Origin of the sequence: Niallia sp. FSL R7-0648, from assembly GCF_038007005.1 — a bacterium.
Taxonomy (GTDB): Bacteria; Bacillota; Bacilli; order Bacillales; family Cytobacillaceae; genus Niallia; species Niallia circulans.
The window spans coordinates 2215757-2241370 of record NZ_JBBOWE010000001.1; the positions used below are offsets into that span (position 1 = coordinate 2215757).

At 35.1% G+C, this 25614-nt stretch carries 36 protein-coding genes and 1 pseudogene; 7 read left to right on the forward strand and 30 right to left on the reverse strand.

The window, feature by feature from the left end; translation table 11 throughout:
• Positions 1 to 25: 25 nt before the first annotated feature.
• The 8 genes and pseudogenes from NSQ89_RS10610 to NSQ89_RS10645 all read right to left on the reverse strand — a co-directional run bounded on the left by NSQ89_RS10610 (position 26) and on the right by NSQ89_RS10645 (position 5611).
• Positions 26 to 391: a hypothetical protein gene (locus NSQ89_RS10610; RefSeq protein ID WP_341132608.1), complete on the reverse strand. Its 366-nt coding sequence runs from the start codon at positions 389 to 391 to the stop codon at positions 26 to 28.
• Between the two features lie 293 nt (positions 392 to 684).
• Positions 685 to 1160: pseudogene (locus NSQ89_RS10615) on the reverse strand (recombinase family protein); the annotation flags it as partial.
• Between the two features lie 841 nt (positions 1161 to 2001).
• Positions 2002 to 2469, reverse strand: coding sequence for a DUF6985 domain-containing protein (locus tag NSQ89_RS10620; RefSeq protein WP_095322245.1), 468 nt, complete (start codon positions 2467 to 2469; stop codon positions 2002 to 2004).
• Positions 2470 to 2490: 21 nt separating this feature from the next.
• Positions 2491 to 3123 carry an HNH endonuclease gene (locus NSQ89_RS10625; RefSeq protein WP_341133158.1) on the reverse strand — a complete coding sequence of 211 codons (633 nt, stop codon included), beginning with the start codon at positions 3121 to 3123 and terminating at the stop codon, positions 2491 to 2493.
• A 1250-nt stretch (positions 3124 to 4373) separates the two neighbouring features.
• Entirely contained in the window at positions 4374 to 4682 is a 309-nt protein-coding gene (locus NSQ89_RS10630) for a hypothetical protein (protein ID WP_341132609.1), read from the reverse strand.
• Positions 4683 to 4707: 25 nt separating this feature from the next.
• Positions 4708 to 4917 carry a hypothetical protein gene (locus NSQ89_RS10635; protein ID WP_047940543.1) on the reverse strand — a complete coding sequence of 70 codons (210 nt, stop codon included), beginning with the start codon at positions 4915 to 4917 and terminating at the stop codon, positions 4708 to 4710.
• Positions 4917 to 5204, reverse strand: coding sequence for a DUF4176 domain-containing protein (locus NSQ89_RS10640; protein ID WP_341133159.1), 288 nt, complete (start codon positions 5202 to 5204; stop codon positions 4917 to 4919). Before NSQ89_RS10640 ends, NSQ89_RS10635 begins: the two co-directional genes overlap by 1 nt.
• Positions 5126 to 5611: a hypothetical protein gene (locus NSQ89_RS10645; protein WP_341132610.1), complete on the reverse strand. Its 486-nt coding sequence runs from the start codon at positions 5609 to 5611 to the stop codon at positions 5126 to 5128. Before NSQ89_RS10645 ends, NSQ89_RS10640 begins: the two co-directional genes overlap by 79 nt.
• Before the next feature lie 379 nt (positions 5612 to 5990).
• Between NSQ89_RS10645 and NSQ89_RS10650 the strand changes: the two genes are divergently transcribed.
• Both NSQ89_RS10650 and NSQ89_RS10655 read left to right on the forward strand, forming a co-directional pair.
• Positions 5991 to 6338 (forward strand): hypothetical protein, encoded by a 348-nt coding sequence (locus tag NSQ89_RS10650; protein ID WP_144581695.1) that lies wholly within the window; start codon positions 5991 to 5993, stop codon positions 6336 to 6338.
• Positions 6339 to 6650: a hypothetical protein gene (locus NSQ89_RS10655; RefSeq protein WP_336045413.1), complete on the forward strand. Its 312-nt coding sequence runs from the start codon at positions 6339 to 6341 to the stop codon at positions 6648 to 6650. It begins immediately after the preceding gene.
• 60 nt (positions 6651 to 6710) lie between these two features.
• Here NSQ89_RS10655 and NSQ89_RS10660 read toward each other — a convergent pair whose 3' ends face one another.
• From NSQ89_RS10660 to NSQ89_RS10685, 6 genes are all read right to left on the reverse strand, one after another.
• The gene (locus NSQ89_RS10660; RefSeq protein WP_251689015.1) at positions 6711 to 7496 is read right to left on the reverse strand and encodes a DUF817 domain-containing protein; all 786 of its coding nucleotides are present in this window, start codon (positions 7494 to 7496) and stop codon (positions 6711 to 6713) included.
• A gap of 2 nt (positions 7497 to 7498) precedes the next feature.
• Positions 7499 to 7714, reverse strand: coding sequence for a helix-turn-helix domain-containing protein (locus NSQ89_RS10665; RefSeq protein ID WP_047940541.1), 216 nt, complete (start codon positions 7712 to 7714; stop codon positions 7499 to 7501).
• A gap of 10 nt (positions 7715 to 7724) precedes the next feature.
• Positions 7725 to 8207, reverse strand: coding sequence for a DUF2975 domain-containing protein (locus NSQ89_RS10670; RefSeq protein WP_095322248.1), 483 nt, complete (start codon positions 8205 to 8207; stop codon positions 7725 to 7727).
• Between the two features lie 173 nt (positions 8208 to 8380).
• Positions 8381 to 8611, reverse strand: coding sequence for a hypothetical protein (locus NSQ89_RS10675; RefSeq protein ID WP_047940539.1), 231 nt, complete (start codon positions 8609 to 8611; stop codon positions 8381 to 8383).
• A 130-nt stretch (positions 8612 to 8741) separates the two neighbouring features.
• Positions 8742 to 9404: a DUF1801 domain-containing protein gene (locus NSQ89_RS10680; protein ID WP_095259034.1), complete on the reverse strand. Its 663-nt coding sequence runs from the start codon at positions 9402 to 9404 to the stop codon at positions 8742 to 8744.
• Between the two features lie 20 nt (positions 9405 to 9424).
• Complete coding sequence (locus NSQ89_RS10685; protein WP_095320668.1) at positions 9425 to 9799, reverse strand: iron chaperone; 375 nt, start codon at positions 9797 to 9799, stop codon at positions 9425 to 9427.
• Between the two features lie 517 nt (positions 9800 to 10316).
• On the opposite strand from NSQ89_RS10685, the gene NSQ89_RS10690 reads away from it, so the two are divergent.
• A complete protein-coding gene (locus NSQ89_RS10690; RefSeq protein ID WP_047940537.1) occupies positions 10317 to 10883 on the forward strand; it encodes a non-canonical purine NTP pyrophosphatase in 567 nt (188 codons plus the stop codon).
• A 146-nt stretch (positions 10884 to 11029) separates the two neighbouring features.
• On the opposite strand, the gene NSQ89_RS10695 is transcribed toward NSQ89_RS10690, so the two are convergent.
• The 9 genes from NSQ89_RS10695 to NSQ89_RS10735 all read right to left on the reverse strand — a co-directional run bounded on the left by NSQ89_RS10695 (position 11030) and on the right by NSQ89_RS10735 (position 16055).
• Positions 11030 to 11485 carry a hypothetical protein gene (locus NSQ89_RS10695; protein WP_047940536.1) on the reverse strand — a complete coding sequence of 152 codons (456 nt, stop codon included), beginning with the start codon at positions 11483 to 11485 and terminating at the stop codon, positions 11030 to 11032.
• Positions 11482 to 11682, reverse strand: coding sequence for a helix-turn-helix transcriptional regulator (locus NSQ89_RS10700; RefSeq protein ID WP_047940535.1), 201 nt, complete (start codon positions 11680 to 11682; stop codon positions 11482 to 11484). Before NSQ89_RS10700 ends, NSQ89_RS10695 begins: the two co-directional genes overlap by 4 nt.
• A 630-nt stretch (positions 11683 to 12312) precedes the next feature.
• On the reverse strand, positions 12313 to 12597 hold the full coding sequence (locus NSQ89_RS10705) for a hypothetical protein (RefSeq protein ID WP_047940534.1): 285 nt from the start codon (positions 12595 to 12597) through the stop codon (positions 12313 to 12315).
• Positions 12598 to 12747: 150 nt separating this feature from the next.
• A complete protein-coding gene (locus NSQ89_RS10710; RefSeq protein WP_047940533.1) occupies positions 12748 to 12930 on the reverse strand; it encodes a hypothetical protein in 183 nt (60 codons plus the stop codon).
• Positions 12931 to 13088: 158 nt separating this feature from the next.
• A complete protein-coding gene (locus NSQ89_RS10715; RefSeq protein WP_061796323.1) occupies positions 13089 to 13907 on the reverse strand; it encodes a pentapeptide repeat-containing protein in 819 nt (272 codons plus the stop codon).
• 22 nt (positions 13908 to 13929) lie between these two features.
• Positions 13930 to 14115 (reverse strand): PspC domain-containing protein, encoded by a 186-nt coding sequence (locus NSQ89_RS10720; RefSeq protein WP_061796326.1) that lies wholly within the window; start codon positions 14113 to 14115, stop codon positions 13930 to 13932.
• A 115-nt stretch (positions 14116 to 14230) separates the two neighbouring features.
• A complete protein-coding gene (locus tag NSQ89_RS10725; RefSeq protein ID WP_341132611.1) occupies positions 14231 to 14977 on the reverse strand; it encodes a class I SAM-dependent methyltransferase in 747 nt (248 codons plus the stop codon).
• 21 nt (positions 14978 to 14998) lie between these two features.
• Entirely contained in the window at positions 14999 to 15568 is a 570-nt protein-coding gene (locus tag NSQ89_RS10730; RefSeq protein WP_061796330.1) for a histidine phosphatase family protein, read from the reverse strand.
• 1 nt (position 15569) lies between these two features.
• Positions 15570 to 16055, reverse strand: coding sequence for an NUDIX hydrolase (locus NSQ89_RS10735; RefSeq protein WP_341132612.1), 486 nt, complete (start codon positions 16053 to 16055; stop codon positions 15570 to 15572).
• Positions 16056 to 16213: 158 nt separating this feature from the next.
• On the opposite strand from NSQ89_RS10735, the gene NSQ89_RS10740 reads away from it, so the two are divergent.
• Positions 16214 to 16447, forward strand: coding sequence for a DUF378 domain-containing protein (locus NSQ89_RS10740; protein ID WP_047940529.1), 234 nt, complete (start codon positions 16214 to 16216; stop codon positions 16445 to 16447).
• Between the two features lie 115 nt (positions 16448 to 16562).
• Here the strand turns inward: NSQ89_RS10740 and NSQ89_RS10745 are convergent, their stop codons facing one another.
• The 6 genes from NSQ89_RS10745 to NSQ89_RS10770 form a co-directional block, all read right to left on the reverse strand.
• The gene (locus tag NSQ89_RS10745; RefSeq protein WP_061796334.1) at positions 16563 to 17813 is read right to left on the reverse strand and encodes a DUF445 domain-containing protein; all 1251 of its coding nucleotides are present in this window, start codon (positions 17811 to 17813) and stop codon (positions 16563 to 16565) included.
• A gap of 186 nt (positions 17814 to 17999) precedes the next feature.
• The gene (locus NSQ89_RS10750) at positions 18000 to 18866 is read right to left on the reverse strand and encodes a proline iminopeptidase-family hydrolase (protein WP_047940528.1); all 867 of its coding nucleotides are present in this window, start codon (positions 18864 to 18866) and stop codon (positions 18000 to 18002) included.
• A gap of 45 nt (positions 18867 to 18911) precedes the next feature.
• Positions 18912 to 19286 (reverse strand): VOC family protein, encoded by a 375-nt coding sequence (locus NSQ89_RS10755; protein WP_061796336.1) that lies wholly within the window; start codon positions 19284 to 19286, stop codon positions 18912 to 18914.
• A 237-nt stretch (positions 19287 to 19523) separates the two neighbouring features.
• Positions 19524 to 20234 carry a nucleotidyltransferase domain-containing protein gene (locus NSQ89_RS10760; RefSeq protein WP_061796338.1) on the reverse strand — a complete coding sequence of 237 codons (711 nt, stop codon included), beginning with the start codon at positions 20232 to 20234 and terminating at the stop codon, positions 19524 to 19526.
• A 32-nt stretch (positions 20235 to 20266) separates the two neighbouring features.
• A complete protein-coding gene (locus tag NSQ89_RS10765; RefSeq protein ID WP_061796340.1) occupies positions 20267 to 21160 on the reverse strand; it encodes a PhzF family phenazine biosynthesis isomerase in 894 nt (297 codons plus the stop codon).
• 25 nt (positions 21161 to 21185) lie between these two features.
• The gene (locus NSQ89_RS10770) at positions 21186 to 21767 is read right to left on the reverse strand and encodes a DJ-1/PfpI family protein (RefSeq protein ID WP_369988350.1); all 582 of its coding nucleotides are present in this window, start codon (positions 21765 to 21767) and stop codon (positions 21186 to 21188) included.
• A gap of 163 nt (positions 21768 to 21930) precedes the next feature.
• Here NSQ89_RS10770 and NSQ89_RS10775 point away from each other — a divergent pair, with 163 nt between their 5' ends.
• Complete coding sequence (locus NSQ89_RS10775) at positions 21931 to 22251, forward strand: hypothetical protein (RefSeq protein WP_047940523.1); 321 nt, start codon at positions 21931 to 21933, stop codon at positions 22249 to 22251.
• A 234-nt stretch (positions 22252 to 22485) separates the two neighbouring features.
• Positions 22486 to 23001, forward strand: coding sequence for a hypothetical protein (locus NSQ89_RS10780; RefSeq protein ID WP_336044673.1), 516 nt, complete (start codon positions 22486 to 22488; stop codon positions 22999 to 23001).
• 525 nt (positions 23002 to 23526) lie between these two features.
• Here NSQ89_RS10780 and NSQ89_RS10785 read toward each other — a convergent pair.
• Positions 23527 to 24714, reverse strand: coding sequence for an RtcB family protein (locus tag NSQ89_RS10785; protein WP_336044672.1), 1188 nt, complete (start codon positions 24712 to 24714; stop codon positions 23527 to 23529).
• Between the two features lie 120 nt (positions 24715 to 24834).
• On the opposite strand from NSQ89_RS10785, the gene NSQ89_RS10790 reads away from it, so the two are divergent.
• Entirely contained in the window at positions 24835 to 25608 is a 774-nt protein-coding gene (locus NSQ89_RS10790; RefSeq protein WP_061796347.1) for a YhfC family intramembrane metalloprotease, read from the forward strand.
• Positions 25609 to 25614 lie beyond the last annotated feature (6 nt).

The following is a 25614-nucleotide window of genomic DNA, read 5'->3' on the forward strand; positions in this document are numbered from 1 at the left end:
ATTGTACATATTTAAAATAGCATTTCTACTCAAAGAAGCCGGAACGATTGAATCCATCCGATTTTCTATTGTGGCTCTGCTTCCACACATTGACAGGAGCCTGATTCGCTGTACTTAGTTGGAAGGACGGATTGGGCATAAAGTTTTGTCTAAAGAAGTGGGTGACTTCTTGGACATATTGTTTGCCACTATTTTTTATGCCATTAGGCCATAGGCTGTTCTCTTTCTTGCTTCCATCGATCCGGTGGAGCGATTCTGTTGTTTTTCGTGAGACGGCTGAACGGATTCCGTTGGCTTTATTTTTACTTTTTTCTCCTCTTAACAGCTTAAGGTATTTGGCTTGGCCGACATATGGGAGGAAGGAAGTGGCTGCACTTCCCGATACATACATGATCCCTTCTTTTTCGGCGGGTTATAGACTGCTCCATCGATTCAAGGACGATTACGGGATCGTTTTATAACTACATTTCGAATGCTTTCCAGCTGTTGTTTATTATATCTGCTTCGCTCTTTTTCTTCCATATCTGTATCGTCAAACAGACTAAATAGAAGGCTGGGGGACCGATACGTTTCCCGAATGACGCGGCTAAGTCTATAGCTTACTCCCCATATAATTGGGGTGAGATTCCCCCAAATATCGTTCCGATCGACTCTCATCATGCTGTTTCTGGAAATAGGGGGAATACCTTCCTTTGCCTTCTTGTTTCTTCCTTTCGTTAATTTAAGGGCAATTTCAAATCGTTGGTATTGATCTAACAATTCCATTAAGCTGTTTACCAAAAAGTCGTTTGGATCTTTTTTATGGATACTGTAAAATGATGTTCAATGCTTTTAATATCACATCCATATTTCTTTAGCTCTCGTTGTATCATCACCTTTACAATGTCTGACCGCCATAATCAGCTTGTGTTCAGCACCACCACATAATTAATTTGGACAGACGAAAGGTGAGCCAACATCTCCTGTAAGCCCACCCTGTCTATTTCAAATGCTTCTTCATTCAGTTTTGCGCCACTTATTCCTTCCTCTCTAAAAATATGTACCAAGTTAAAACCTTGTTCTTCACAATATGTTTTAATTTCATCTTCTGGATATTTCAAGCTATCCCCATCTCTTGCCTGCCTTTGAGTGGAGTCTCGTATATACCCAACAACGTTCAACTTTTCCCCCTCCCGTTACATAAATTTTAATTTTTGTAACGTTTTTTAACGAATAGCGAGTATTATCCTACCGTCTCTAGTAAAAATACAACCATAAGTTAATTTTCTTATACAATAAAACAGCACCTCTTTACGTTACCCATTGGTTATCGCCACGAGCTTTGTCATTGTCGTTAGTTTGTTAGCCAATCCATGTCATAACTACCCCTACCATATAAAATGTCATCTCGCCTATTTATCGTACTTTTCTTACTATCCAAGTATTAAAACGATACTCCATCGCGGTACAACCATCATGAGCTTTCGATTCTCAAACAAATCATATTCTTATTGTCTCACTCAAAAATCTTCACTTTTTATTATTCACTATCTTTATGTATCCGTATCGATACCATCTTTAGCATTACGAGCATTGTCATTCTCTTTAGTTTAAGTGCTTTGCAGTATCATAAGTATTCCTACCACTTAAAATGTCATCTCGCCTGTTTATCGTACATCTTACAAAATCCAAATATTAAATCAATACTCCATGATGGTACTACCTTCATGAGCTATGAATTTCAGTAAAGAATAATCCAATGTCGTCTAAAGTTAAAATTCTAACAAAAAAACAAAAACACCTGTTGCCTAATAAGGCAATCAAGTGCTTATAGTTAGCTATATAGAGTAATCTATTACTAATCCTAATTTTAAGCTATCGAGCATGTTTAAAATTATTAGTTTTCGCCATTTCCCCTGTAATTTTACTTAAATACATTTTAATTTTCATCTCGACTAATTATTGTACTAATTTCCCATTAAAATATGGTTAAAGATTGTTATGGTATAACAAATAGTATATTTAGATTGCTACATCTTGGTACCCTACTTCATTCACCTGTTCATTCAATAAACGGAGTCCCAACCCATTTTCTATATCCCATGTACAATCAAATGTTATTCCAATATCACGTTCATCATAAATATCCCCATACGGAACAACAATACCAACTAGGTTAATCATTTCAAGTATTTGATCAGTTGTTTCAATTTCCGGGTAATTCTCATTGTGGTCAATATCATAACCCAATTCATGTCGCGTTTGTTTATAATAGTTTAAAATTGGTTGCAATATACTGTATTGTATTTGTTCCCATTTTTGCATCAGTGAGTTATAAGCAATATATTGTTCTTCATCAAACTTACCATCCTCTTCACCTTTTATCATAAGTGCTACCTCTGCTTCTTTTCCACAAAATTCTATAGTAGTGTACCTAGACCAACCATATTCATATTCAAGTTCACCAAAAACTGTATCATTTATTTTCATATTAGAATCACCTTTCTACTATTATTTTTTAGCAAATCCCCCAGGTTCAAACGCGCCTGCATTTATCTCACCTACACCACCAAGATGTCCGAATGTCTTGTTTATCTTTGATGGCACAAGTTGTATAGTTTTGACATCGTTTAATTCATGCCATGTTAATTTATTTCTTTCTCGGTATCTTTCTATATCTCTAGCTTTTATTCCACCAGCTTTCATCCCGAAATTTCGAGCAAGATTTGGGGAACTATTAAGCTGATCTGCTAATTTTTGATCTGCTTGAGCGAAATTAGCTCTTCTAGCATTTGTTCCTCTGTTTCCATTTCCACCTAACATGTAATCAATATCAAATTCGGCTTTTGCAACTGGCGAAAAATCAGGAACAGCATTTTTATATTGTATTCCATCAACACCAGCTTCATTTAATATTTTTTTCAACTGTGGATCCGGTGGTGGTTTAAGTGTACATTTAGATTCCCCTCTTGTTCCTTCAAATCCAACCTTTTGATTAATTAGTGAAGGTGTCTGATTAAGCCTTTCTTCATAAGAACTAGCAAATTCAGTTTGTCTGAAAGCAGCTGGAGTGTCTTTACCCGTACCCTTAGCAGTCCCCGTCCCTTCCACTTTCCTCAAAGAGGCCGGAACGATTGAATCCATCCGATTTTCTATCGTGGCTCTGCTCCACACGTTGATAGGAGCCTGATTCGCTGTACTTAGTTGGAAGGACGGATGGGGCATTAAGGTTTGTCTAAAGAAGTGGGTGACTTCTTGGACATATTGCTTTCCACTATTTTTTATGCCATTAGGCCATAGGCTGTTCTCTTTCTTGCTTCCATCGATTCGTTGGAGCGATTTTGTTGTTTTTTGTGAAATGGCTGAACGGATTCCGTTGGCTTTATTTTTACTTTTTTCTCCTTTTAACAACTTAAGGTATTTTGCTTGGCCGACATATGGGAGGAAGGAAGTGGCTGCACTTCCCGATACATACATAATCCCTTCTTTTTCGGCGGTGTCTGTTATAGACTGCGCCATCGATTCAAGGACGATTACGGGATCGTGTATAATCGCATCGAGTGTTTCTGTAGCACTCTCTATCCTTTTCGTAGAAGCTTTTTTTAGAAAATCCGGCTCTATAGAATCTGGAATTATTCCTGATGCGGCCACGATTCCAGCATCGATCACAAGCGTAATAAGGCCTTTGGCTATCTCATAAATCGCTACTGCGAGACCTTTTACAAAATCCCAAGCTCCCTCTGCTGTTACAGAAATCACATCGCTTACCTTTTCAGAGAAGGTTGTATAGCGATCCTTGACCCGAGAGGCCTTGTTTGCATATTCATCATCTGTGTTTTCATACTTTTTTACTTTTGACTCATAGAGATCCCACAGCTCTTCCATTTTATTTTTTAGCTTGGATTGAACAGATTCCATATCATTTCGAATGCTTTCCAGCTGTTGTTTATTATATCTGCTTCGCTCTTTTTCTTCCGGATCTGTATCGTCAAACAGACTAAATAGAAGGCTGGGGGACCGATATGTTTCCTGAATGGCGCGACTAAGTCTATAGGTTACTCCCCATTCAATCTGGGTGAGATTTCCCCAAATATCGTTCCGATCGACTCTCATCATGCTGTTTCTGGAAATAGGGGTAATATAGGCAGTGGTATCAGCCACATAGTTTTCAAACAACGTTAATAAATCCTCTATTTGCGTCTGATAGCTTTGGATATTTTTCCTGGATTCCTGCATAAGATCTTCCCAGGCTTCCAGACTCTTTCCCGCGTTCCTCTCTGTATAGCCAGCTATCGTATGGAGAGAAGTCTGCATCTGATGAAGGGCCCGCTTATATGTATGAAGCTGTTCAATAATCTGATCCAGAATCCCATAGTTAATTTTTAAGTCCCGTTTCATGACTGGCCGCTCCGAATGTCCTTGCTGATTTCTTCGTCTGCCTTTGTCATTTCTTCCAATATGCTTTTACCGGCTGTATAAACAGCATGCATATTTTTTACTAACTCTTTATTTACATCATTATTCATATGATCCAGAATAGCATCTACTTTATCAATGAAATCAGAATGAAAGTTTTTCAGCTGATTTCTTGTGCCCGTACGAAAGGTGTCTGTGTAACTACTCAACTCATCGATACTGGATTGCAGGGTTTGTAAAGTAGCCTGTAACTCACGGATATCCATCTTTATCTGTGCGGTTCCCAATGGTAAACTCCTCTCTCCTATTTTCTCATCTAAAAGGAACGGATTCAATAGCGACAATCAGTCGATTCAGTTCTATAATCATTTCTTCTATTTTTTCCCGCATCTCTTCTTCCACAGAGGCATTTTCTAAGTCCATTTGCTCAAAATTTTTCTGTATGCCCTCTTTGGCATCTTCCAAAAAAGAGATCATATTTGATACTAAGCTAGAGGAAAAGCTTGACGTATAGTTTGCCATTATCTTTCACCAGCTCTTTCCATTTCCACTTGTAACGATTGCATGTCCTGTGCGGAAAACTCAATCGATGTCATCTTTTTTTCTATAACTAGCTCTTCTTTCATAAGCAGTTCAAATGCTTCTTCCATCTCATCTTTAAAACCCATATGTATGACATTTGTAATCAAAGGCTCTGTGAAATAAAGGATGGCATCTTTCTTCATTTCTCCTACAGGATAAACCACACCGCCGTACGGAAAAAACGTTTGATAACCTGTTGGAACGGTATAACGCTTGGTGATGACAATTTTGGCTGCTGAAGAAGTTTCTGTTCTGGCAGAAAGTAAAGTGGATTCAGTTCCACAACTGACCCTAATGGCAGCACTTCTCTCATTATTTCCATGCAGGAAGTAACGAAGGGGAAGAAAAGATTGTCCTGTAAACGATAATGGGACTGTCTAAACTGAATCACATGCTCCTTATCCTCTTTTCTATAATAAATGGCCTCCTGGTTAGTGCTCTTTATATCATAGGAACGGAGCCCTTGCTTATAAGCAAAATAGAGTTCCCGAAAGACGAGCTCGTCCTCCAAATATAAGTCAGCAAACGCATGGATTGCGGCACGATATTTCCCCTTTGATTCATCGGATAAAGAATCCATGAGCTGAGCTATTTTTTTCATTGCCAACGCCTTTAACTGTTTTCTATCATTCAAATGGCTCCCTCCCTGCCATGTAAATATTTTACATACATATATTATAAATGAGGGAATTGGAAATGATAAGGTTAAAAATAGCTAAATACCAAAGACCTACTTATATTCCTTTATTTTCCTAAATACCCCTTCATTCAAATGCTGTCTACTAATAATTTTGAAGCCGGAAAGACTGACTCAATCAAAGGCTAATTTTGCTTTTTCCTACTAAATTTTCTAAATCAGATTCTATCCTCCTTAGTATATTTTTTGAAATCCCTGCAATCCTTGACCCTTATAAGGATGAGATGGATTTATTATTTTATTGCTTTTAAAACATATTAGCTCTGTTCTTTGGTAAAATATAGAATAGTTCAAAAATAAATTAGAGGATTTTTTTATGATAAATGTGATGAAAGGTTTTTTCGCGAGCTTTTTTTGTTATCTATTTCTTTATGCTATCTTATTTTTAATAGAAAATAAGATAGATGAACTTTTTGAAGCTCTTATTTTTCAGTCTATTAGTGGATTTTTCATTATTTTAATCCAGGCCATCATAATGGAGCTTTGTTTTAAAATAGAAGGATATAACCGATTGTTTGCCATAATGATAGGATTTATATACGGTGTTGCCATTTCTATTATATTTTCTGGAACACTTGATACGGAAATCTCCGTTCATTTATGGATTGGTTTTATTGGGAGTATTTGCAGTTTTATCTATGCGATTACTCGAAATGATTTCTAAATGAGGGCTGCCTACAGCGTTCTAAGAGAGATACATAAGGGCATTGCTTTACCGACAGCAAAAGATTATGATATGCAACAGCGGCAATTTGAAAATTTCATCCTTTTTTTAGAAAATGAAGGATTTATTGAAAGAGTACTAAGAATCGATCCCTTTTTCTCCATAAAACCAGCTAGATTAACGAAAAAGGGACAAGCCTTTTTGGAAAAATACAATTACTTAGAGGAAACTTATCCAGATAAACAAAATATGATGAAATGGATCCGAGTAGGAAAAGAAGTGTACTCGAATGAAGCTAATGAGGAAAACTAAAATCAATTAATAATAGCTCCAAGACTTCATTCCCATCAAGGAGCTATCTGTTTACGCTTTTTATTTCTCATTATTATTTAAGCTGGTTTTTTTCCCCTTAACCAGCTTCAAAGTTGCCACAATAAGAAAGCTAACTATCACCAATAATAGCCATGAACTCACTTTCCCAACATGAACAAGGCTCCAAGCATCTTTTTGATTGGGATATTCCCATGCACTAAAATAAGTTGCAATGTTTTCCGCTATCCAAATAAAAAATCCAATCAGTACAAAAGAGAGTGCTAGCGGCATTCGATATCTAATACCATTTACCTTGTATAATACCCATGATTTCCAAAACACGATTAGGACCAATCCAGATAAATACCAACGAATATCTATCCAAAAATGATGGGTGAAAAAGTTCAAATATATAGCAGCAGCAAGTGGCACAACAACTAAAAAAGATGGCCAATTTACTAGCTCTACCTTTAACCTCCGCCATGCCTGACATAAAAAACTCGCAACACTTGCGTACATAAAGCCACTAAAGAGAGGGACGCCAAAAATTTTTGTAATGCCCGCTTCTGGATAAGACCATGAACCCATATGAACCTTGAAAAGCTCAAGGGCAAGTCCAATCAAATGGAAAACGGTTATAACCTTTAACTCATCAATCGTTTCCAAACCAGTACGGACCATCACCCACTGCATAAAAAGACAGATAAGAAGCAGCCAATCGTATCTTGGTAACAAGGGAAGTTCTATCATTTTTGTCATTGCCAGTGACGCAAAAATAGCTAAAGGAAAAACACAAGCTAAAGCTTGTTGCCATCCGAAACAAATAAGCTGCTTTAATGCTCTTATCACTAGATTTCCTCTTCGTTTCTATATTCCAGTATATCGCCTGGCTGGCAATCCAATGCTTTGCATATTGCCTCTAATGTTGAAATACGGATTGCTTTTGCCTTTCCATTTTTCAAAATAGAAAGATTAGCCATTGTTATTCCAACCTTTTCCGATAATTCTGTTACACTCATTTTTCTTTTTGCTAACATTACATCAATATTTATTATAATTGCCATTTATATCACCTCAGACGATTAAGTCGTTTTCTGATTTTATATCAATTGCCTCTTTTAATAGCTTTTGAAGTACTGCAGCAAAAACGGCAATGACCATCGAAGCAAAAATCAGAACAAGTCCAATTAAAATAATTCCTGGCGCATCATCCCTTTCTGCTAAGAGGTAAAATAACGGCAATCCCACCACAAAAATCGCGCTTATAGAAATGGCACAGTTTTTTATTTTCTTTAGTGCATTAACGGACAACTCCGAAAATGCTTCATTCTTATCAATATAGTTTAACAGTTTAAATGCTTGATATAATGCGAAGTAGAAGGGAAATGCTGCTGCATAAAAATCAAGCATTATCAAATATTTTAAATAAGCATCATTAGGATACAACTCAGCAGCAAAATTTCCGATTTCTGGTACTAAAAAGATACATAAGGCCAGAATAGGTACGCCAATAAGAATAACAGCAATCTTTAAAAAGAGCGTTGATACTTGTTTCATCAAAAACACCTCACTATTTTATTTCTATTTGAATTTATCATACGATTTATCGATTTACAATAAATTTTTATTATTAATTATTTATTTTTTATTGTTTATAATAAAAAAGAGTAAAATAAAAAGTACCTCTTATAAAAAGAAATACTTTAACAATAAAATTATTTATCAATAAACTATCCTGTTACAAACATAAAGTCTTGTACAAATACGGAAACGGCCTTTAAATCAATCCGCTGGTTTTTATACAATGCTTCTGCCTTCTTCAGTTCTTTCTTTACTTCAGGAGAAATTCTTTCTGCTTCTTTTAACGAAATGTCTCCAATTAACAAATCAATTGCTATTTTTCGGATGTTTTCTTCGCGAGACTGATGCAATATGTAGGAAATACAACTAATTTGATCCATTCTTACACCTCTCTAAACATATTTTTATGAATAATTCTATGTTTAGACAGAAAATTCCTTCTTTTTCAAATAAAACAAAAAAGACAGTTCTCAGCTTCCTTTCAGAAACATTAATACTGTCCCTATGCGACTATTTTTTGCCGGCAAATTTATGTGATCCATCACAATTAGGCATTTTTTGGGAAAGGCCACAAATACAGTCATTTAATCCCTTGCCATTTAGGATTCTCTCCATTGCTTTTTCAATCCTTGTTACTTTTGTTTTTGCTTGCTTTGGCTGGGAAAAATGAAGAATGTATGCTCTTTGGCGTCCTGGTGTCAATCCTTCAAAAGCTGTTTTTAATGCTGGTATTTCTTCAAATTTCATTTCAAGTTCTTCAGGAATACTGAATTCTTTATGCTCTTTTATCGTCACTTCCAAACCGGATTTTTCCACTTCAATTGCTTCAAGAATATATTCTTTTATGACAGATTCCATTTTCACTATTTCTTGTAAATTCTTAAAGCGGATTTGCCGTGCTGCCTGGACATTTTCTGTTTGTTGGACTAGAATTCCTTGAGGATCCTTTAAGAGAGCACCTTTATGAAATAACAGGGCACAATACTCTTTAAATCCATGAATAAGCACAATGTTTTTATTTTTATAAGTGTAGCATGGATGCATCCATTTAAATTCTTCGGTCAGTTCTTCGCACTCAAGAGCAAGCTGTCTTAGCTTCACATATTCTTCCTGCCATTTGCTATCTTTGCTTAAATATTCTTCCACCTGAGGATTTAATTTTCTATTTGTCATACGAGTACACCCTTCTATTATTACTCTTTTCTCCAAAATGTCTTACAATTTGCTTTATCAGTAATATTAAAGTCAATCATTTTTTCTAATAAAGAAAAATCAACGGGATTGTCCCACTTTATTCGTACGAGCTGCTTCGTATGATCATAGCCAGCTTGCACAATTGCTTCTGAAAATTGGATGATTCCCGCTCGTTCAGGTGCAACTGCCAAATGCTGCTTTGCAATACTAAAGCCAATTATGAATGTTTCATGATCTGTAAACATCGGCTGATTCCAAGCCATTTTCGGAACTAAATTGGGGAATTTCTTCATTACCCACTGTAAAACCTCTTCTGTTCGAGACCGATGCTCTGGATTATCAATCCCTGCTAAAAAATCTGCAAATACTTCCATATTTATCCTCCAACATACATTCTATTGCCACTTAATGTTATTTTGATTCTGAGTCTATCATATCGTATATTCATTTGTTATTCTAGCTACAAAGAAGGTTAAGATTCAACACTTTTGCTATAGTTATAAGTTCTTTATACTTATTGTCTTAGCTATTATCCTTAAAAATATACTACACTTAATCCAACATAAATTAACATAGAAATGATAATAAACACTGAAAAGAATAGCCCCTTGCCAAAGCTAGACCAGTTTTTCATCCATCCCCATCTGCTTTTATTTCTATCAAGCCAAAAACAATCTGTAAGAACAACCAATCCTATTATTATCATTAAGACAATCGGATTCTTCTTCTCCCTCCCTTATGATCATTATATGAAAAGTTATTCTATTTTAATCTTGCTCTAAAAGTTCTTTACCGATTAGCTAAAATTCTCTTTTTTCTTCTATAAATTTTGTTATATTAAAAGAACAGTAAAATTCAATAAGTAATATACAAACACAAGGAGACACTTTGATGAAGGAAATTATATTTGTAACAACCAACAAAGGAAAAATTGCATCTGCTGAAAAGGAATTAAAAAATATAAAAGTGACTCCTATACAGGAAGAGTTAAGCGAGCCACGTACTGACGATATTAAAGAGATTGCTAAACAAAAAGTCTTGCAAGCATATGAAATCGTTAAGAGACCATGCGTTGCTTTAGATTCTGGTTTTTTCATCGAAGAATTAAACGGTTTTCCTAGAGCATATGTAAACCATATGTTAGATACTATCGGTATTACTGGTATATTGAAATTACTAAAAGAGGAAAATAACCGTGCTTGCGAATTTAGATCTTGTTTGGCCTATTATGATGGTGAACAAATAACCTACTTTGAGAGCAAATCACAAGGAACGATAGCTGAAGAAATAAGAGGTTTAGATAATGATAAAAAATGGTCTGATCTCTGGTATATTTTCATTCCCAAACATTTTAATAAAACACTTGCTGAATTTACGGAAGATGATTTCCATATATATGAAGAAAAGAAAGAAGAGTCCTGTATTCGTAAATTTGGAAAATGGTTTGAAGCGTTGTGATAGAGAAAATCTAATAAAAGCGGTGCAAGAACATACTTAAACACAATATGTTCTTGCACCGAAAAAGCAAACAAGGAATGCTTGGATTCTATTATCTTCATAATCTTAGTTTATTTTATTATTTAACAAATGAACATATAAATTGTTTATAGCAAATCCTTATTTTTGTTATAAGAACGTTTTAAAGAAATGTAGTTAACGAAAAACCATAGCAAACCTGCGAACACTATTAACACAATTGTTTCCATCCATTCATTTATGTTGGCTGGAAAACTTGAAAAAATAGCATAAAACAAGAAAAATAAAATGACAAAACTACTTGTTTTCATCACAATACTTCTTAATTCTTTCTTATAAGAATCTTCTGTTGCAATATCTGCATACTCAATGCCAGATAGTATATACCGCCCTAACACATAAAGGAGAAATATAGCAATAGGTAGTAATAGAGATGTTTTAGCATCTAAATTAACATAGTTATTCAGTATAAGCATTCCTGCAAGGATAAGCAAAAGGATTATTGCTCCTTCTGAAAAAAAGTACAAAATCCTTTTTTCCTTATATTCATCATTAGGTAATAAAAAAGATATCCAAGATCTCATGACAACTCGACCTCCCAAAATAAATCATCTAATGTTGTATTTAATTCTTTAGCAATAGCAATACATAAATTCAAACTAGGATTGTATTCTCCTTTTTCAATCAAACCGATAGTCTGCCTAGTAGCATTCACTCGTTTTGCAAGCTGTTCTTGTGTTAAACCTTTTTCTATTCTTGCTAGTTTCATTTTACTTGCCATATACTCACCTACACAATGAAATATATATTTAACAATATGTTAGATTTATCTTACATTATATATTTATAAAATGCAAGATAAATCTTACATTGAAAATTATAATTCCTTAGCAACAATAACATCTCTTTGTCTAATCACGCATTTAAACTGAAAATTACATCTTTTATTCTCATACTAAAAAATTTGTTATGTTTTTTAGAAATCACTTCTTCCCCCCCCCTTATAGATTCGCTAGTTAGACGATATAGTTATACCGTAGGATTCACTTTTTAAGGGTAATAAGTTTTCTTCCGTAATGATAATTACTCTTTATTCCTCTCCATCATAATTACTTGATAAATAAAAAAGCTAAATTCAGTTAAGAATTCAGCCAATCATTTTGCATCTGAATATTTTGTATTCAATAACAAGATTTTTCTTTAAACATAGCAAATTACTCCTGTTAAGAAGGATTCATCGATAAAATAAATATTAGGTAAAATAAAAACTTCACTAACAATGGAAACGCCTCGAATATCATATAACATGCTCCTATCCTATTCGATTATCTAATATATAATATGAAGCGACTTCTTTTTTGTAAGCGTTATCTTTATGATAATAAAAAAAACTCTCAAACAGAGAGTCACCTTAACTAACTTTATAAAACTTATCAATCTTACCAGCCAATATTCTTAGAAAGTCATTAATGGTCATATTTTCAATTTTTTTAGAATACCATGACAATTTATTCCCCATGTCTTCTCCATCATAATTAACATTTAATGGAACATACCCTTTTGTTTTGGAAGCTAAAGTATGATCGAAGGCAATGATTAATACTTTCCCCTCAGGCGTTTCTAACTTCACTTTATACCTTGGAAATTTGTAATCTGTGCTATACTTTACACCTTTAATCTTAGCCTTTGTTTTCATACATTCTCCTTTTCGAGTGTGTCTATTACTATTATAGCTTAAATGGAGATAATTAGACATCTTTAATTGGGATAATGGAAACAATGGGTATATATTCATCACAAAACAACAAATATTTCTACCTATCTTACACCTTTTTCCCGTAAGTTATTATTCAGTGTCCGCTATTACCTCTACAGAGCCCTCCTCACTGTAATGGATGATATTCACAATTTTGTAATAAGCTTTTTCAATGACAATTGTTTCTCCAATGGAGGGAGGAATTTGATAAATAACTTGTTTTGATTGCCAGCCCTTTACTTTATGCTGATATAAAGTATTTAGTCTCACCATGCGTTATCGCCTCTTTCTAAGAATGATCCAACAACTAGTAGCTATATGAATATGTATGCATTTCTAAATTTGTCCTTTCCTTTTAAATAAAAAAACTGAAGCCGGTTTATGACTTCAGTTAAGAAAGAGCGCATTCCATAAAAAAGCTCCATAAATATTCACAAAATCTCTCTCTCTATCCAGTGTTTGGGTCTTTCAAAATAGTTTGGTATTTTAGTATGAACATCGCCAATAGCGGAATTAATTTGCGATTGTGTAAGGAAGAGCGCAGCTTCCAGGTTTGCTGCCCTTAAGTCAGCGTCTCGTAGATCTGCACCAATAAAATCAGCTCCCCGCAAATCACTATTCCTTAGATTAGCAGCAATCATGAGCTTCCCTCGAAAATTTTCCCCTTGTAAATCTAATCCTTTTAAATTAGCCCCTATAAAGTCCGATTTATTTTTTAATCTCTTTCTCCCTTTATTCATCCAACTCTCTCTATACTTTATGCTTGAAGCAATTAAGAGCTCGTTAACTTTCCTTCGATGAGAATTAAGATCAATTGTTAAAATCTCTTTCGGTGTTCTCTCGGTTAGTTCAACGGTTTCATCATAAATACGTTGAAGTTTGTCATGAAAAGAAGAAGTTTCCTTTAACGTAAGTGCTTGATTTAGATACCAGAGCATTTCATGTAGTTGTTGAACAAGCGGAAAGATAAGGAACATTTCTTCTGCATGCTTGCCCCTCCGCCAGTCCTCCCCCTTGTAAATAGTTTGAGATACATGCTGCCCCGCACCGAAGCATTCATATGATACACAACCGCGGAATCCTGTTTTTCTCAATTTATCATGGATGGAACAAGCATTGTCTGAACATAAATTTCTGCATGGCATTCCACTCTCTTTATCAAAGGGAAAATCTGCTGATTCTCCATATGGCAATGCTACACAACATAATCCAAAGCAATTTTGACAATCTGACTTTAACGCATTAATCATTTCCAAAACTCCTAGTAATTATTTATAAGCTTCTCGGTGAATCAGACATACTATTTACTAAAATAATATAAATAAGAATGGATATTGGTATAGTAATTATAAAGATTAAGCGAATACCTAATGGCGTAATACCAAGAAATTCACCTATCCCCCCACAAACGCCATAAATCGCTTTATTATTTTGGGATTTCCTCATTTTGCGATTCATCCTAACCCTCCCATTTCATCAAATAAGCATGTGAAATTTCATTATCCTTTTTTCTCATTTCAGAACTTTTCAAGAAATTGATTTCATTCTTCTTCAACTAATTGTGTCTTTATCATCATTTCCTTGTAATAAGTGTAAATTCCCAAGGGATATTCTCCTTTTTCCAACCACGGTGTTCCTCAAATCGATCGATTGTAAACCTAGCCGTAATAACTGCATTAAGAATTTCGCTAAGTGTATAAAAGCGGAGAGAAACATCGGGAAAACCAACTTGCTCTTCTTCAGGGAAAAAATGTTTATATGCGATATCGCCTGTATGTATTTCCGTATCAAAATAAGCATGCTTCGCCGAGAAATCCTCATTCAAGCATTTCAGCAAAGGATGATAATCGCTTAGAATCATTGTGCCACCCTTTTTTAAAAGGGAAAATAAAAGGGACAGAAGTTTATCTAAATCATAAAAATAATGGAGTACTCCACCTTCTAAATAGAGAATGTCAAACGTTTCTCCGTATGATTGTAAATTGATGTCATAAACATCTCCTACCATATAATTTATGGACGTATTAGCATAATACGCTAGCTCTTTCGCGTATCGTTCATTTTCCTTTGATAGATCAAAGACTGTCACCTCAGCTCCTAACAGTGCTAATGGCACTGCTTTCCTACCATTTGACCCACATAGATTTGCTATCTTTTTGTTCTCGACATTCTCTAAAAATGCTCGAGGGTTTTTTAAACATGCTCGAGGGTTTTTCCTTATTTCTTTCGCTTTTTCCTTTGGGTGGCCATCTCGCTTTATCCAAAATTCATAGGCACGGTATTCCCATGCTGCTTTATTAGTCGCACTTTGCTCATTCATAAGAAAATCCTCCCCTTGAAATCACTCCCATAATCTTTCCACTTCTACTAATTCATTTTTCATAAATTTCATCCGGTAAATATCTGGCTTTGTCGTATGAAGTAAAAAATCTAAATCAAACCGCCTATCGTAGTAGCTCATCATTAACGTCATTACTACCCCAGGGGTTCCAATTACGATCTTTTTTCCTACATATGTAGTTAGTAACTGTTTTAAAACCTTTATTGCCCGTTTTTGACATACTCTATTAGACTCAGCTCCAGCTAAGGCATAATCTGGATTCGAAAACGACTTACTAAGATATGGATACAATTCATTATTAGTTAATGGAACGGCATCTAGACTAAACACTTTTTCTTTTAAGTCTTCCATAATGAACACCTCTTTGCCCAAGGCTGCAGCTAAATCATTAATGGTTAAGATAGCACGTTGATAAGGACTGGAAACAAAAAGATCAATTTCTTCCTTTTGTAGCATTTTGCTTATACGTTCAGAATCCTCTTTTCCTTTTTCTGTTAACCCTCTTGTTCTTTCTGTTCCTTGGGCTTTTGACGATTCACCGTGTCTTACCATGTAAATATATGTTATCATTTTAATCTCCCACATTTTCCACTCTAATACGTAACCATTCCGTAGGTTTTTTCTTAATAAAGTGCTTTTCGATAAAGGTAAGAACTTCGTCATTTCCTGGCAGTGTTACGAATTCCTTTGCTTCTTCAAAAGACAACCATTTATACTCACTATGCTCATTATTTAAACGTACTTCTTGATTTTCCTCTACGATGCCAACAAATACTGGGGCAATATATAGGTAGTTTTCTACAGGCGAATATATTTGGTCAAATGTATTCGAACTATAAAGGGCTAGCTTGGTAATACCTGTTTCTTCCTTTACCTCTCTTAGAGCTGCTTCCCAAGCTTGTTCCCCTTGTTCTAGGCTTCCCCCTATGTAACACCACATATCTTTAAATACTGGAGTTGCTCGTTTCAATAATAAAACTTTATCTAAACCATTTATTTTTTTTAATAACACAACAGCAATTCCAGTACTGCAAATCGGTGTTTGTATCCCTTTCATTTTTTCACTCCAAACATTATGATAAATATTTTGTAAAGTTAAGTCCTTTTTTATTATAGTTCTTTTTTTTTGAAACTGGTAATATTTCTTAGATTTTAATTTGGTTAAAAGGGTATAAAGCTATTAGTGAGTTTCATAACACAAAAGGAGGTTAAAAGATGAGTGTATTACAGAAAATTGCCTTAATACTTATCGTAATCGGTGCTATTAATTGGGGACTTATCGGCCTATTTCAGTTCGACCTTGTCGCGGCGATTTTTGGAGGACAGCATGCAGGATTCTCTCGAATTATCTATAGTATAGTTGGAATCGCTGGTTTGTTGAGTCTTAGTTTACTTTTCTCATCAAAAAGCTTATCAAAAACAAGTTCCAAAAAGCGTACCGCCTATTAAATTGGAATATTCGCGCTTAATAATTACATGTCGACTATATCGTCATTAAAAAAATTAAAACGGCAAACAAAACTATGCATTTGTTTCGTTTGCCGTTTTTTCAATTATTATCTTGTTATAAAATAATCGCCACTAACTGAATTCCACTTAAGAACAGACCGATAATAAATCCGCATACGGCTCCGTTTACCCGAATCCATTGCAAATCTTTACCAACATTATTCTCAATCATATCGACAAGTGTTTCGTTATCCAGCTTATCCAGATTTTCTTTTACTAAATTGCCAATTTGATCATGGTTTTTCTCGATAAAATGAGAAATTTGGTGAATAATCCAAGGATCAATCTTTTCGCTATTTTCTTCGATTTTTTCCACTAACTGCAGAATAAATGGAAGAGCTTTTGTTTCCATAAACTCCTTATTTTCAAGAAGTTCGATTGCCTTCTCTTGTGCTTGCTTCAGACTTGTTAAGATTGTATGATTGGACTCAAGTGAATCAAGTACTTTATCCTTCCATGTATTGATTCCTGCTAATACTTTCTCGTTTTCTGGAAGGCTTTCAATTTCCTTTCGAATGTACAAAACCAGTGCTTCACGGTTTTGCTCCCCATCTTTTTGAAGACTACGCATTCCACTCAAGCAGAGATTTTGGACAATTTGCCCTAACTTTTCCTCTGTTAAAATATTCTGCAATGTTTTTAACGCAAATTGCAGCATGCCGCTTGCCTCGACATTATTTAACACATTCATCGAAACAGAGCCAAGTTTTCGAGCTGTTTCTTCTTTTCGCAGCCAAGCTTCCGTTTTTACTAGAATATGATCCAAAGCCTTCTTGTCAACTTCTTCTGAAATTAATTGATTTGTAAGCAGATTTAGAATATTACTTATTTGCACATCTGATAGAGCCGCTGACATTTGCTTACGCACAAATGGAGTTATTTTTTCGACGTCTATATTTCTAATTGCTTGCTGTGTAGCCTTTATCATTGCTTTCTTTACTGGTTCTGATTCTATTCTTGTGTTGATGGCAGCAGTGATTTTTTCGGTAAAAGGAATATTCTTCACTTTATCCTGGATACTTTCCTTTGATAACCAATCTTTTTTCAAAACATTCACTAACCCATTTACCATCCTATCCCTATTTTTAGGTAGTAAAGCAGTATGTGGGATTGGCAAACCTAAAGGATGTCTAAATAGTGCTGTAACGGCAAACCAGTCTGCTAGTCCTCCGACAAGTCCAGCCTCAAAACCGCCATGAATTAGATGTATCCAACTATTATCTTGAAAAGGAAATGTCAGGATAAACCCCAATCCCATAATAAGCAGTGAATACCTTGCAAGCTTTCTTGATGATTTTTTTTCCACGCATTGTCCCTCATTTTACTTTTAAAATCGTTATTACATCTTTTTAGAGGTAGAACCTCTATTCTGTAGTATACCAATAATCACCTAAAAACAGAAAGAGAAAGTAGATATTTAGCGAATTTTTTCTTATGGTACAACAAAAGCCAAAAGATCTGTTCGACCTTTCAGCTTCCTCGCGCCACTTTATCACTTGTCTAATAGCGATAAAAATTCATTCATTACCTTTCTATACTGTTCAGGTTCTTCTATATAGGCCATATGGGCACTTTCTTCAAATACATGAAAAGCTGCATGTGGAGTTCTGCTACTATAATATTCTGTTGATGCAGGTGTTGCTTCATCATAGCGCCCACAAGTATACAATGTTGGTATAGAAATTTTTGATAGCTGTTCTGTACAATCAAATGTTTTTAAGTTCCCTTGTACAGTAAATTCGGAAGGTCCCCACATTATTTGATACACATGTGGATTTCTAAAGTGCTTACCTTGTTTTAAATGTTCTGGATAAGGCTTTAATCTACATACAAAATGATCATTAAACACTTCAATCGCTTGTTGAAAGGCAGGTGTATCTGTATTTCCCTTTTCTTCACAGCTTCTGATCGTTTCTTGCACCTCTAGTGGTAATAAAGCTAAATTTTTCTTTTGATCTTTTTCCCACAATGGTGCACTTAAACACGGACTGGAGAAAATAATGCTGCTAATTCCTTCTGGATTATTAAAATAAGAAGCAGCTGCAAGAGTAGTGCCCCATGAATGGCCAAGAATATGGACTTTTTTCAACCCTAAACCTGTACGAACTTGAGCGACTTCTTCTACAAACCTGGCTAATGTCCATAGGGAATCATCATCTGGTCGATCTGACTTTCCACAGCCTAACTGATCATATAATATGACTGGTCGATCGGTTGCCAATTCTTTTAACCCTTGTAAAGAGTAAGAGCTAGAACCTGGTCCTCCATGTAAAACAAGCAGTGGAGTACCTTCTGCTGTCTCATTATGTATGATATACCATACTTTTCCCCCTGTAACCTCTAAAAATCCTTCTTTCATCCGCTTACTCCTTTTCGATTATACTAACTAGTTTAGCCTATATAATTATTCCAATATCTTTCTTTCAATTATCTCCACGCGGTTTCCAAATGGGTCACGGAACTCAAAGCGCTCATAGCCTTCAATAGGAATAGAATTGGTGATTTCAACTCCTAAATCACTAAGTTTATTTTTCCAATCCGACATACTATCTACTTGGTAAGCAAGGTGAGACTTAGTAGAATAACGATCAAATCCATCTTCTGTTCCAACATGGACATCCATATTTCCTAGTGATAGCCAAAAACCACCTCTTCCTTGCAAAGATGCAGGCTTCGCTATTTCTTTTAACCCCAGCTCGTCACAATAAAAATCCTTAGCCTTTTCTTCCATTCCTTTAGGAATGGTTATTTGCACATGATGCACACCAATTATATTCATCTTCGCTATTCCTCCCTATATCTTCGTCCTATTAATCTTATAATGAACTAACCTAATAAAACCATATCGTAAAACTAATCACTTATGATTAGAAAAAATAATGGAGAATAGGGGTCAATAAGTCATACATTTCTTGGCTTCTCGACCCTACGTAATAGGGCACAGAATAAATCATACATTAAATCATGAGACTAGCGAAGGTACTAAATACTTTTTACTCCTACAATTAGGTTTTTATTATTCCTTACCAAGCGAAAATCCCGCAAACAGCTTGCCGCCATACGGCTTTAATACTTTTTCCGTAAGCTCTATAATTTTTTCTTTTTCTCTGGTTCGATAAAAGCAATCAAATGCTTCAATAAACTCATCCGCTAATAGAGAATCATAGTGCCGTAAACTCCTGACCATCCATTTCGATGTACCAACCCATTGCTTATTTACTCTTAAAACAAATTCGTGGAGAAGAAAGCTTAATGTGCTCGCAATGAAAATTTCCTCTTGTTTATTGTCTGCTCCGATCAAATCATCTAGTACATCTGTTATAAAGTAACGCTTCGTACGAATTGTTTCCTCTGACCATTCTTTCGGTCCCTCTGCCAGCATTTGTTTTGCTTCTTGTTTGATTGCTTGTAAAGCTCCGTCGTCTCTTAACACGATTCCTTCTGTGATCATTCGCTGCATGGAAGGTTTTGCTATATTATAGTCCATTAAGAAGAAATCTTTATAGGAAGAGAAATTATGTACAAATACTTCGATTGGCCAACCAAATTCCATCATGGACTCTCTATAAGAAGAGACGATTTTTTCATCAAAAATGACAATATCAAGGTCGGAAGTAGCTGTTGCTTGTCCCCTTACTACACTTCCTGCTAAAACAGCAGCATTACAATGTGAATAATATGTATCTATAAAAAGGCGGGCTGCTTCCACTGGCTCTAATCTTTCCATTAATTATCCCCCAATTCTAATCACTAGTATCATCAATCAATAGTTATTTTTAATTCCTTGACAAACACTGCAGTTCCACTAATCTCCACATCCAATTGACCATTCCTCTCAGAAACAATAACAGATACTCTCCCATCACGACCTATCTCCTGACCTTGTTCAATGACAATAGTTTTATTTTTCCATTCCTCATCCACATATGTAATATAATATGCCCCCATCACTCCCGACGATGTTCCTGTAACTGGATCTTCTCTTGTACCAGAGTAAGGAGAGGAAAAATGCCTTCCATGCATAATTGCATTTACATCGTAGGTTTCCAGGCAAAATGGATGAATGGACGCATGAGGAATTTCCGCTAAAATAGCTGGAAACAAGTCATTTTTCACAGCCATTTTGGAAAATACACCTAGTTCTTTAATAGGAACAAGGAGTGTCCACAGCCCCGTATTGCCATAAAGAATCGGAATATTTGTATCTAAATCAGATTCTTTAAGACCGATTGCTTCTGCTAATGCTAATCGTGAACCTTTGAATTGTTTAAATTGTGGTGTAACTTGCTTCATCGTAATGGCAGGAGAAGACTGATCACGATAATCAATTTTAATCGGAAGCACACCCGCCTTTGTTTCGATAGAATAAACTTCTTTTTCAGAGAGCAGCCCCATCGTTTTAAGAGCAAAAACAGTAGCGATAGTAGCATGACCACAAAGATTCACTTCATGTCCGGGGGTAAAATAACGAATTTTTAGATCAGCACATTCTGATGGTGAAACAAACGCCGTTTCATTAAAGCCCACCTCTTTAGCAATTTTCTGCATTTCTATTTCGGTATATTTCTCTCCCTCTAACACAATTCCAGCAGGATTTCCCTTATCCGGCTTATTAGTAAATGCATCATAATGTAAAACAGAAATTTTCTTCATTTCAATTTTCCTCCTACAAGTCTATTTATCTATCATATTCCATCCGCTTTGCTGTTTCCCTTCCTACTTCCTTGCCATATAACTTCTCCACTATATGAAAGGACATATTGATTCCGGCAGATATCCCGCCAGAAGTTAGTATCTTTCCTTCATCTACAAATTTCACTTTCCTAACTATCTGAACCTTTGGAAATTCTTGCTCCAAGCGATCTATATCCATCCAGTGCGTGGTAGCCTTTAAATTATCCAACAACTCAGCCTTCGCTAATAAAAATGCTCCTGTACAGACAGAAGTCATATATTCTACTTTCCTTGATTGCATTTTAATCCACTTAATGACAACAGGATTATAAATTTCGATTTCTTCTGCTCCATAGCCGCCTGGAACAATGAGAATATCCAAATCAGGATGGTTTTCAAAAGAAAAATCCGCTTCTATTCTAAGACCATTTCTTGCTAAAATAGTTCCTCCTTTTTCTGAAATAGTATAGACATGAAATAATTTATTCTCTCCACCAGCTAAAGAAAACACTTCAAATGGACCAGCAGCATCCAATACTTCTACTTCATTAAAAATCAATATTCCAACAATGCGAGCCTTCATAATTCCCCCTAAAATAGTATTCGTATGTAAAATAATGAAAAATCAATTAACAACCCTAGTCTTTACATCCTACCACGTTTTGTGAATTTTTAAATAACATTCCCACCAAATTTCTTATAAATAAATGGTATAATATTTGTTCGAATGAATTATTTGGGAGGAAAATATGATTCAAGCAATTGGCGTCGTTGATTTTCATTACAAACCAACGCGAACAACGAAATATAGAGAGAATGTAACAAAAAGGATTAACGCAAAAACTAATAAATACGATGATTCTTTTGAAGTTCTGACGATTTCAGAACCATATGATATGGATGGAGATATTTTTGTCCGTGTATCCTGCTCATTTACCATTTATATGTACGAAAAGGCCTATATTCGAAATCCCGAAGAATATGTTGGATCTGTATTTCCTACATTAAAAGAACGGATTACACCGCATATCATTGCAACAAAGGTTTATAGTTTAACAAAAAGAAGATGATTAAATGGGACTGTGCACATTTTTAGCGATTGATAAAAACGTTGTTAAGTTATAATAAAGTCATTTAGAATTGTATATAGTTGTTTGCAAGTCCTCCTTTAACTAACGTGGCATTTAGTACAATTAGAATGGAGGAACTAATAACCTTAATATCGAAAAGAATATACAAAACGTAAAAATCACGAGGAGACACTAAAAAAATAAGAAGTCAACAAAACAAAGCAGGTGGGATATATGGGCGAAAGAAGCAAAAAAATGGAAACATATTATAATACAAAGGATATTGCCAAACGCAATGCACTATTAAAGCAATTAGTATTTGACTTGCCAGATGACGGAAAGGACTTTTTTTTAAGAGCTTATAAAAAAGAGCGATATTTAGATATGCGACTTACTGCCATTCGAGGATATGCTGCCTTTGCAAGCGAAGAAGAGGTGGCAATTTTAATGAATAGGATGTTGGAAATCTTAAAAAAGATCCCCGAAAGTACTCCATATAATTATCAGGAATATGAAATCTTGCGGTCAGCTTTTTTGATGCCCTACCTGCTGGAAAAATATAATTATGACTGTTTCAAAAAATTTAATGAACAGTTAGAAAAACAGTACGATGCCATGCCCGAAGTTTTCAAAGGAATTTTTACCTGCAATGAAAAAGGTGAACATATCCAACTGGTTCTCCCAGCAGCAGTACAGAAACGAATTAGAGCTTTCCTGCGTGGGTCAAAGATATCCCTGAGTGATTCTTGAACCCACAAGCCACTTTTATCATCATGCTTGTCATATTCAAAAGAAAATAATTTCGCCCCGCTATCACATGGTATCTATGATTACTTTTAAAGAAGCTCCTTTGAGCACAAACATATATAATCTACGGAAATTAAACAACTTTAAAGATCTAACACTAATATGTATATCTTTCTATCAAATTTTAATAGCTTTAATATCATTTCAAAATTAGCAAGTATTACTGTTAATTTACCTATTACGCAAATGGTTAATGGAGTAATAGGTATTCATACTATGGTGCCATTTGTTAATGAAAGTGGGAGGTTATAGCTTGGAGAAAACAAAAGGAAAAAAAGCGAAAAAGGACTCCTTTTTTGGGAGCCTGTTAGACATTTTAATAGACTTTTTTGAGATTTTTTATGGATTTTTCCGATTTTTATTTCGCTCGCTTTTGAAATTCTTCTAAATGTGCAAATTTGGAGAGAGGCGGAAGAAGAATCCTTTCCCTCTCCTTTATTTATATTTTTCTGCCTTTCTATTTCCTTCTTAATTTGCCTTAAAGTTATACAAAGGCTTAATAATTTCTGCAATATCAATAGTCTCTGCTGTATGTTTAATTATCTCTTCCATTGGTTTATAAGCAAATGGACTTTCATCTAACGTACTATTCTTCACGGAAGTACTCCAAACTTCTTTCATGGCTGACTCAAAATCTTTTAAGCTAATGGTCTTTCTCGCTTTGGTCCTTGACATTAATCTTCCTGCTCCATGTGGGGCGGATTGGTTCCAGTCATCGTTTCCTTTTCCAAAGGCAATAATGCTGCCATCTCTCATATTCAAAGGAATAATTACTCTTTCTCCTTTTCTAGCAGAAATAGCTCCTTTTCTTAATATCATATTTTCCATATCAATATAATTGTGAATAGTAGTAAATTGATCTAAAACTGCCCAATTCATCTTTGTAACAATAACATCAATCATGGCAAGTCGATTTAAATAAGCATATTGTTGCGCAATCTTCATATCATGCATATAGTCTTTAAATCCTTGGGACTCTAAATAAGCAAGTTCTTTGTTTATTTTTGGTAGTTCCATATTTTTTAAGCTTGCTTGAATTTCAGCATGCCTCCCCTCTTCCTTTAATTTAGCAATCATTTCTTTTTTGATCCCGTCGATATTAACTAAATTATCGTAAGCAAGTGTTTGGTAATATTCTGCTACTTGTGCACCTAAGTTACGGCTTCCACTATGTATAACGATATATACACTTCCATCAGCTGCTTCATTTAACTCGATAAAGTGATTGCCTCCACCTAAGGTTCCAATACTATGTTCTGCTCTTTTTTTATTTATAGGAGCTTTCACCTCATCTAAATCAATTTGTTCCCTATATGAATGAGCTTTATCTCTGATCGAGAATCCGCTTGGAATAAACTTACGAACCGTTTCATCTAGTTCATCAAAATTCAAACTTGCTCTGTCTATCTTTAATTTTGCTACCGCCATACCACAACCGATATCTACCCCTACTAAATTAGGGACAATTTTATCTTGAATAGTCATAGTCGTACCTATCGTACAGCCCACTCCCGCATGCGTGTCCGGCATAATTCTAATCTTACTGTTCTTAGCAAATTCCTGATCACATAATTCCTTAATCTGTGCTTCAGCCACTTCTTCTAATTGATCCGTAAATACTTTAGCTCTATTATATTTTCCTGTTAATTCAATCATTTGGTCACTTCCTTTTTTCAGTTTTTTTACTTATAAAGCTTGTATAATCATTGACGTATAGCTCCAATCTGTTATACACTTAATATAACAGATGAAACTGGAATGGGAGGAATAAAACGAATGAATTCTATTTATATTGGGATATCTCTGCAATTATTTCTGGCAGTAATAGTTCCTATTATATTAATGGTGTATTTACAAAGAAAAAAAATGATGTCTTGGAGATCCTTACTTGTTGGTATTGTTATCTTCATTGTATTTTCGCAAATTCTTGAAAAAATCGTTCATTTCATCGTGCTTAGCCCTACTGGAACGGAGTTGAAATGGAGCAGCAATCCTTATCTTTTTGCCTTATACGGCGGCCTAGCTGCAGGTATATTTGAAGAAATTGGCCGCTATTTTGCTTTTAAAGTATGGTTGAAGAACAATCATCAATTTAATGATGGACTATCATATGGATTAGGACATGGAGGAATAGAAGCTATATTTATAGGCGGCATGTCAGCACTAAATTCTCTGCTCATCTCATCTATGATCAAAACTGGGAACTTGGAAACAATATTGGGCCCTGCTGCGACACCTGAAGCCATTAACAACATTAAAGAGCAATTTGAACAAGCTAATGTAATGCTTTTTGCATCTGGTGGTTTAGAAAGAGTCTTTGCCCTTGCACTGCACCTTGCATTATCCATATTAGTCCTTTATGCAATTAGACAGCAAAAATTTATATATGTTATTTATGCGATTCTTATACACGCAGCTATCAATTTCTTCCCAGCATTATATCAGGCGGGTACTATCACCAACCTACTTGTAATGGAAGTTTTTCTAGGGATAATTGCTGTACTATCCATCCTGTTTATTGTAAAAATGAAACCAAAATTCGAGAAATAAATATTA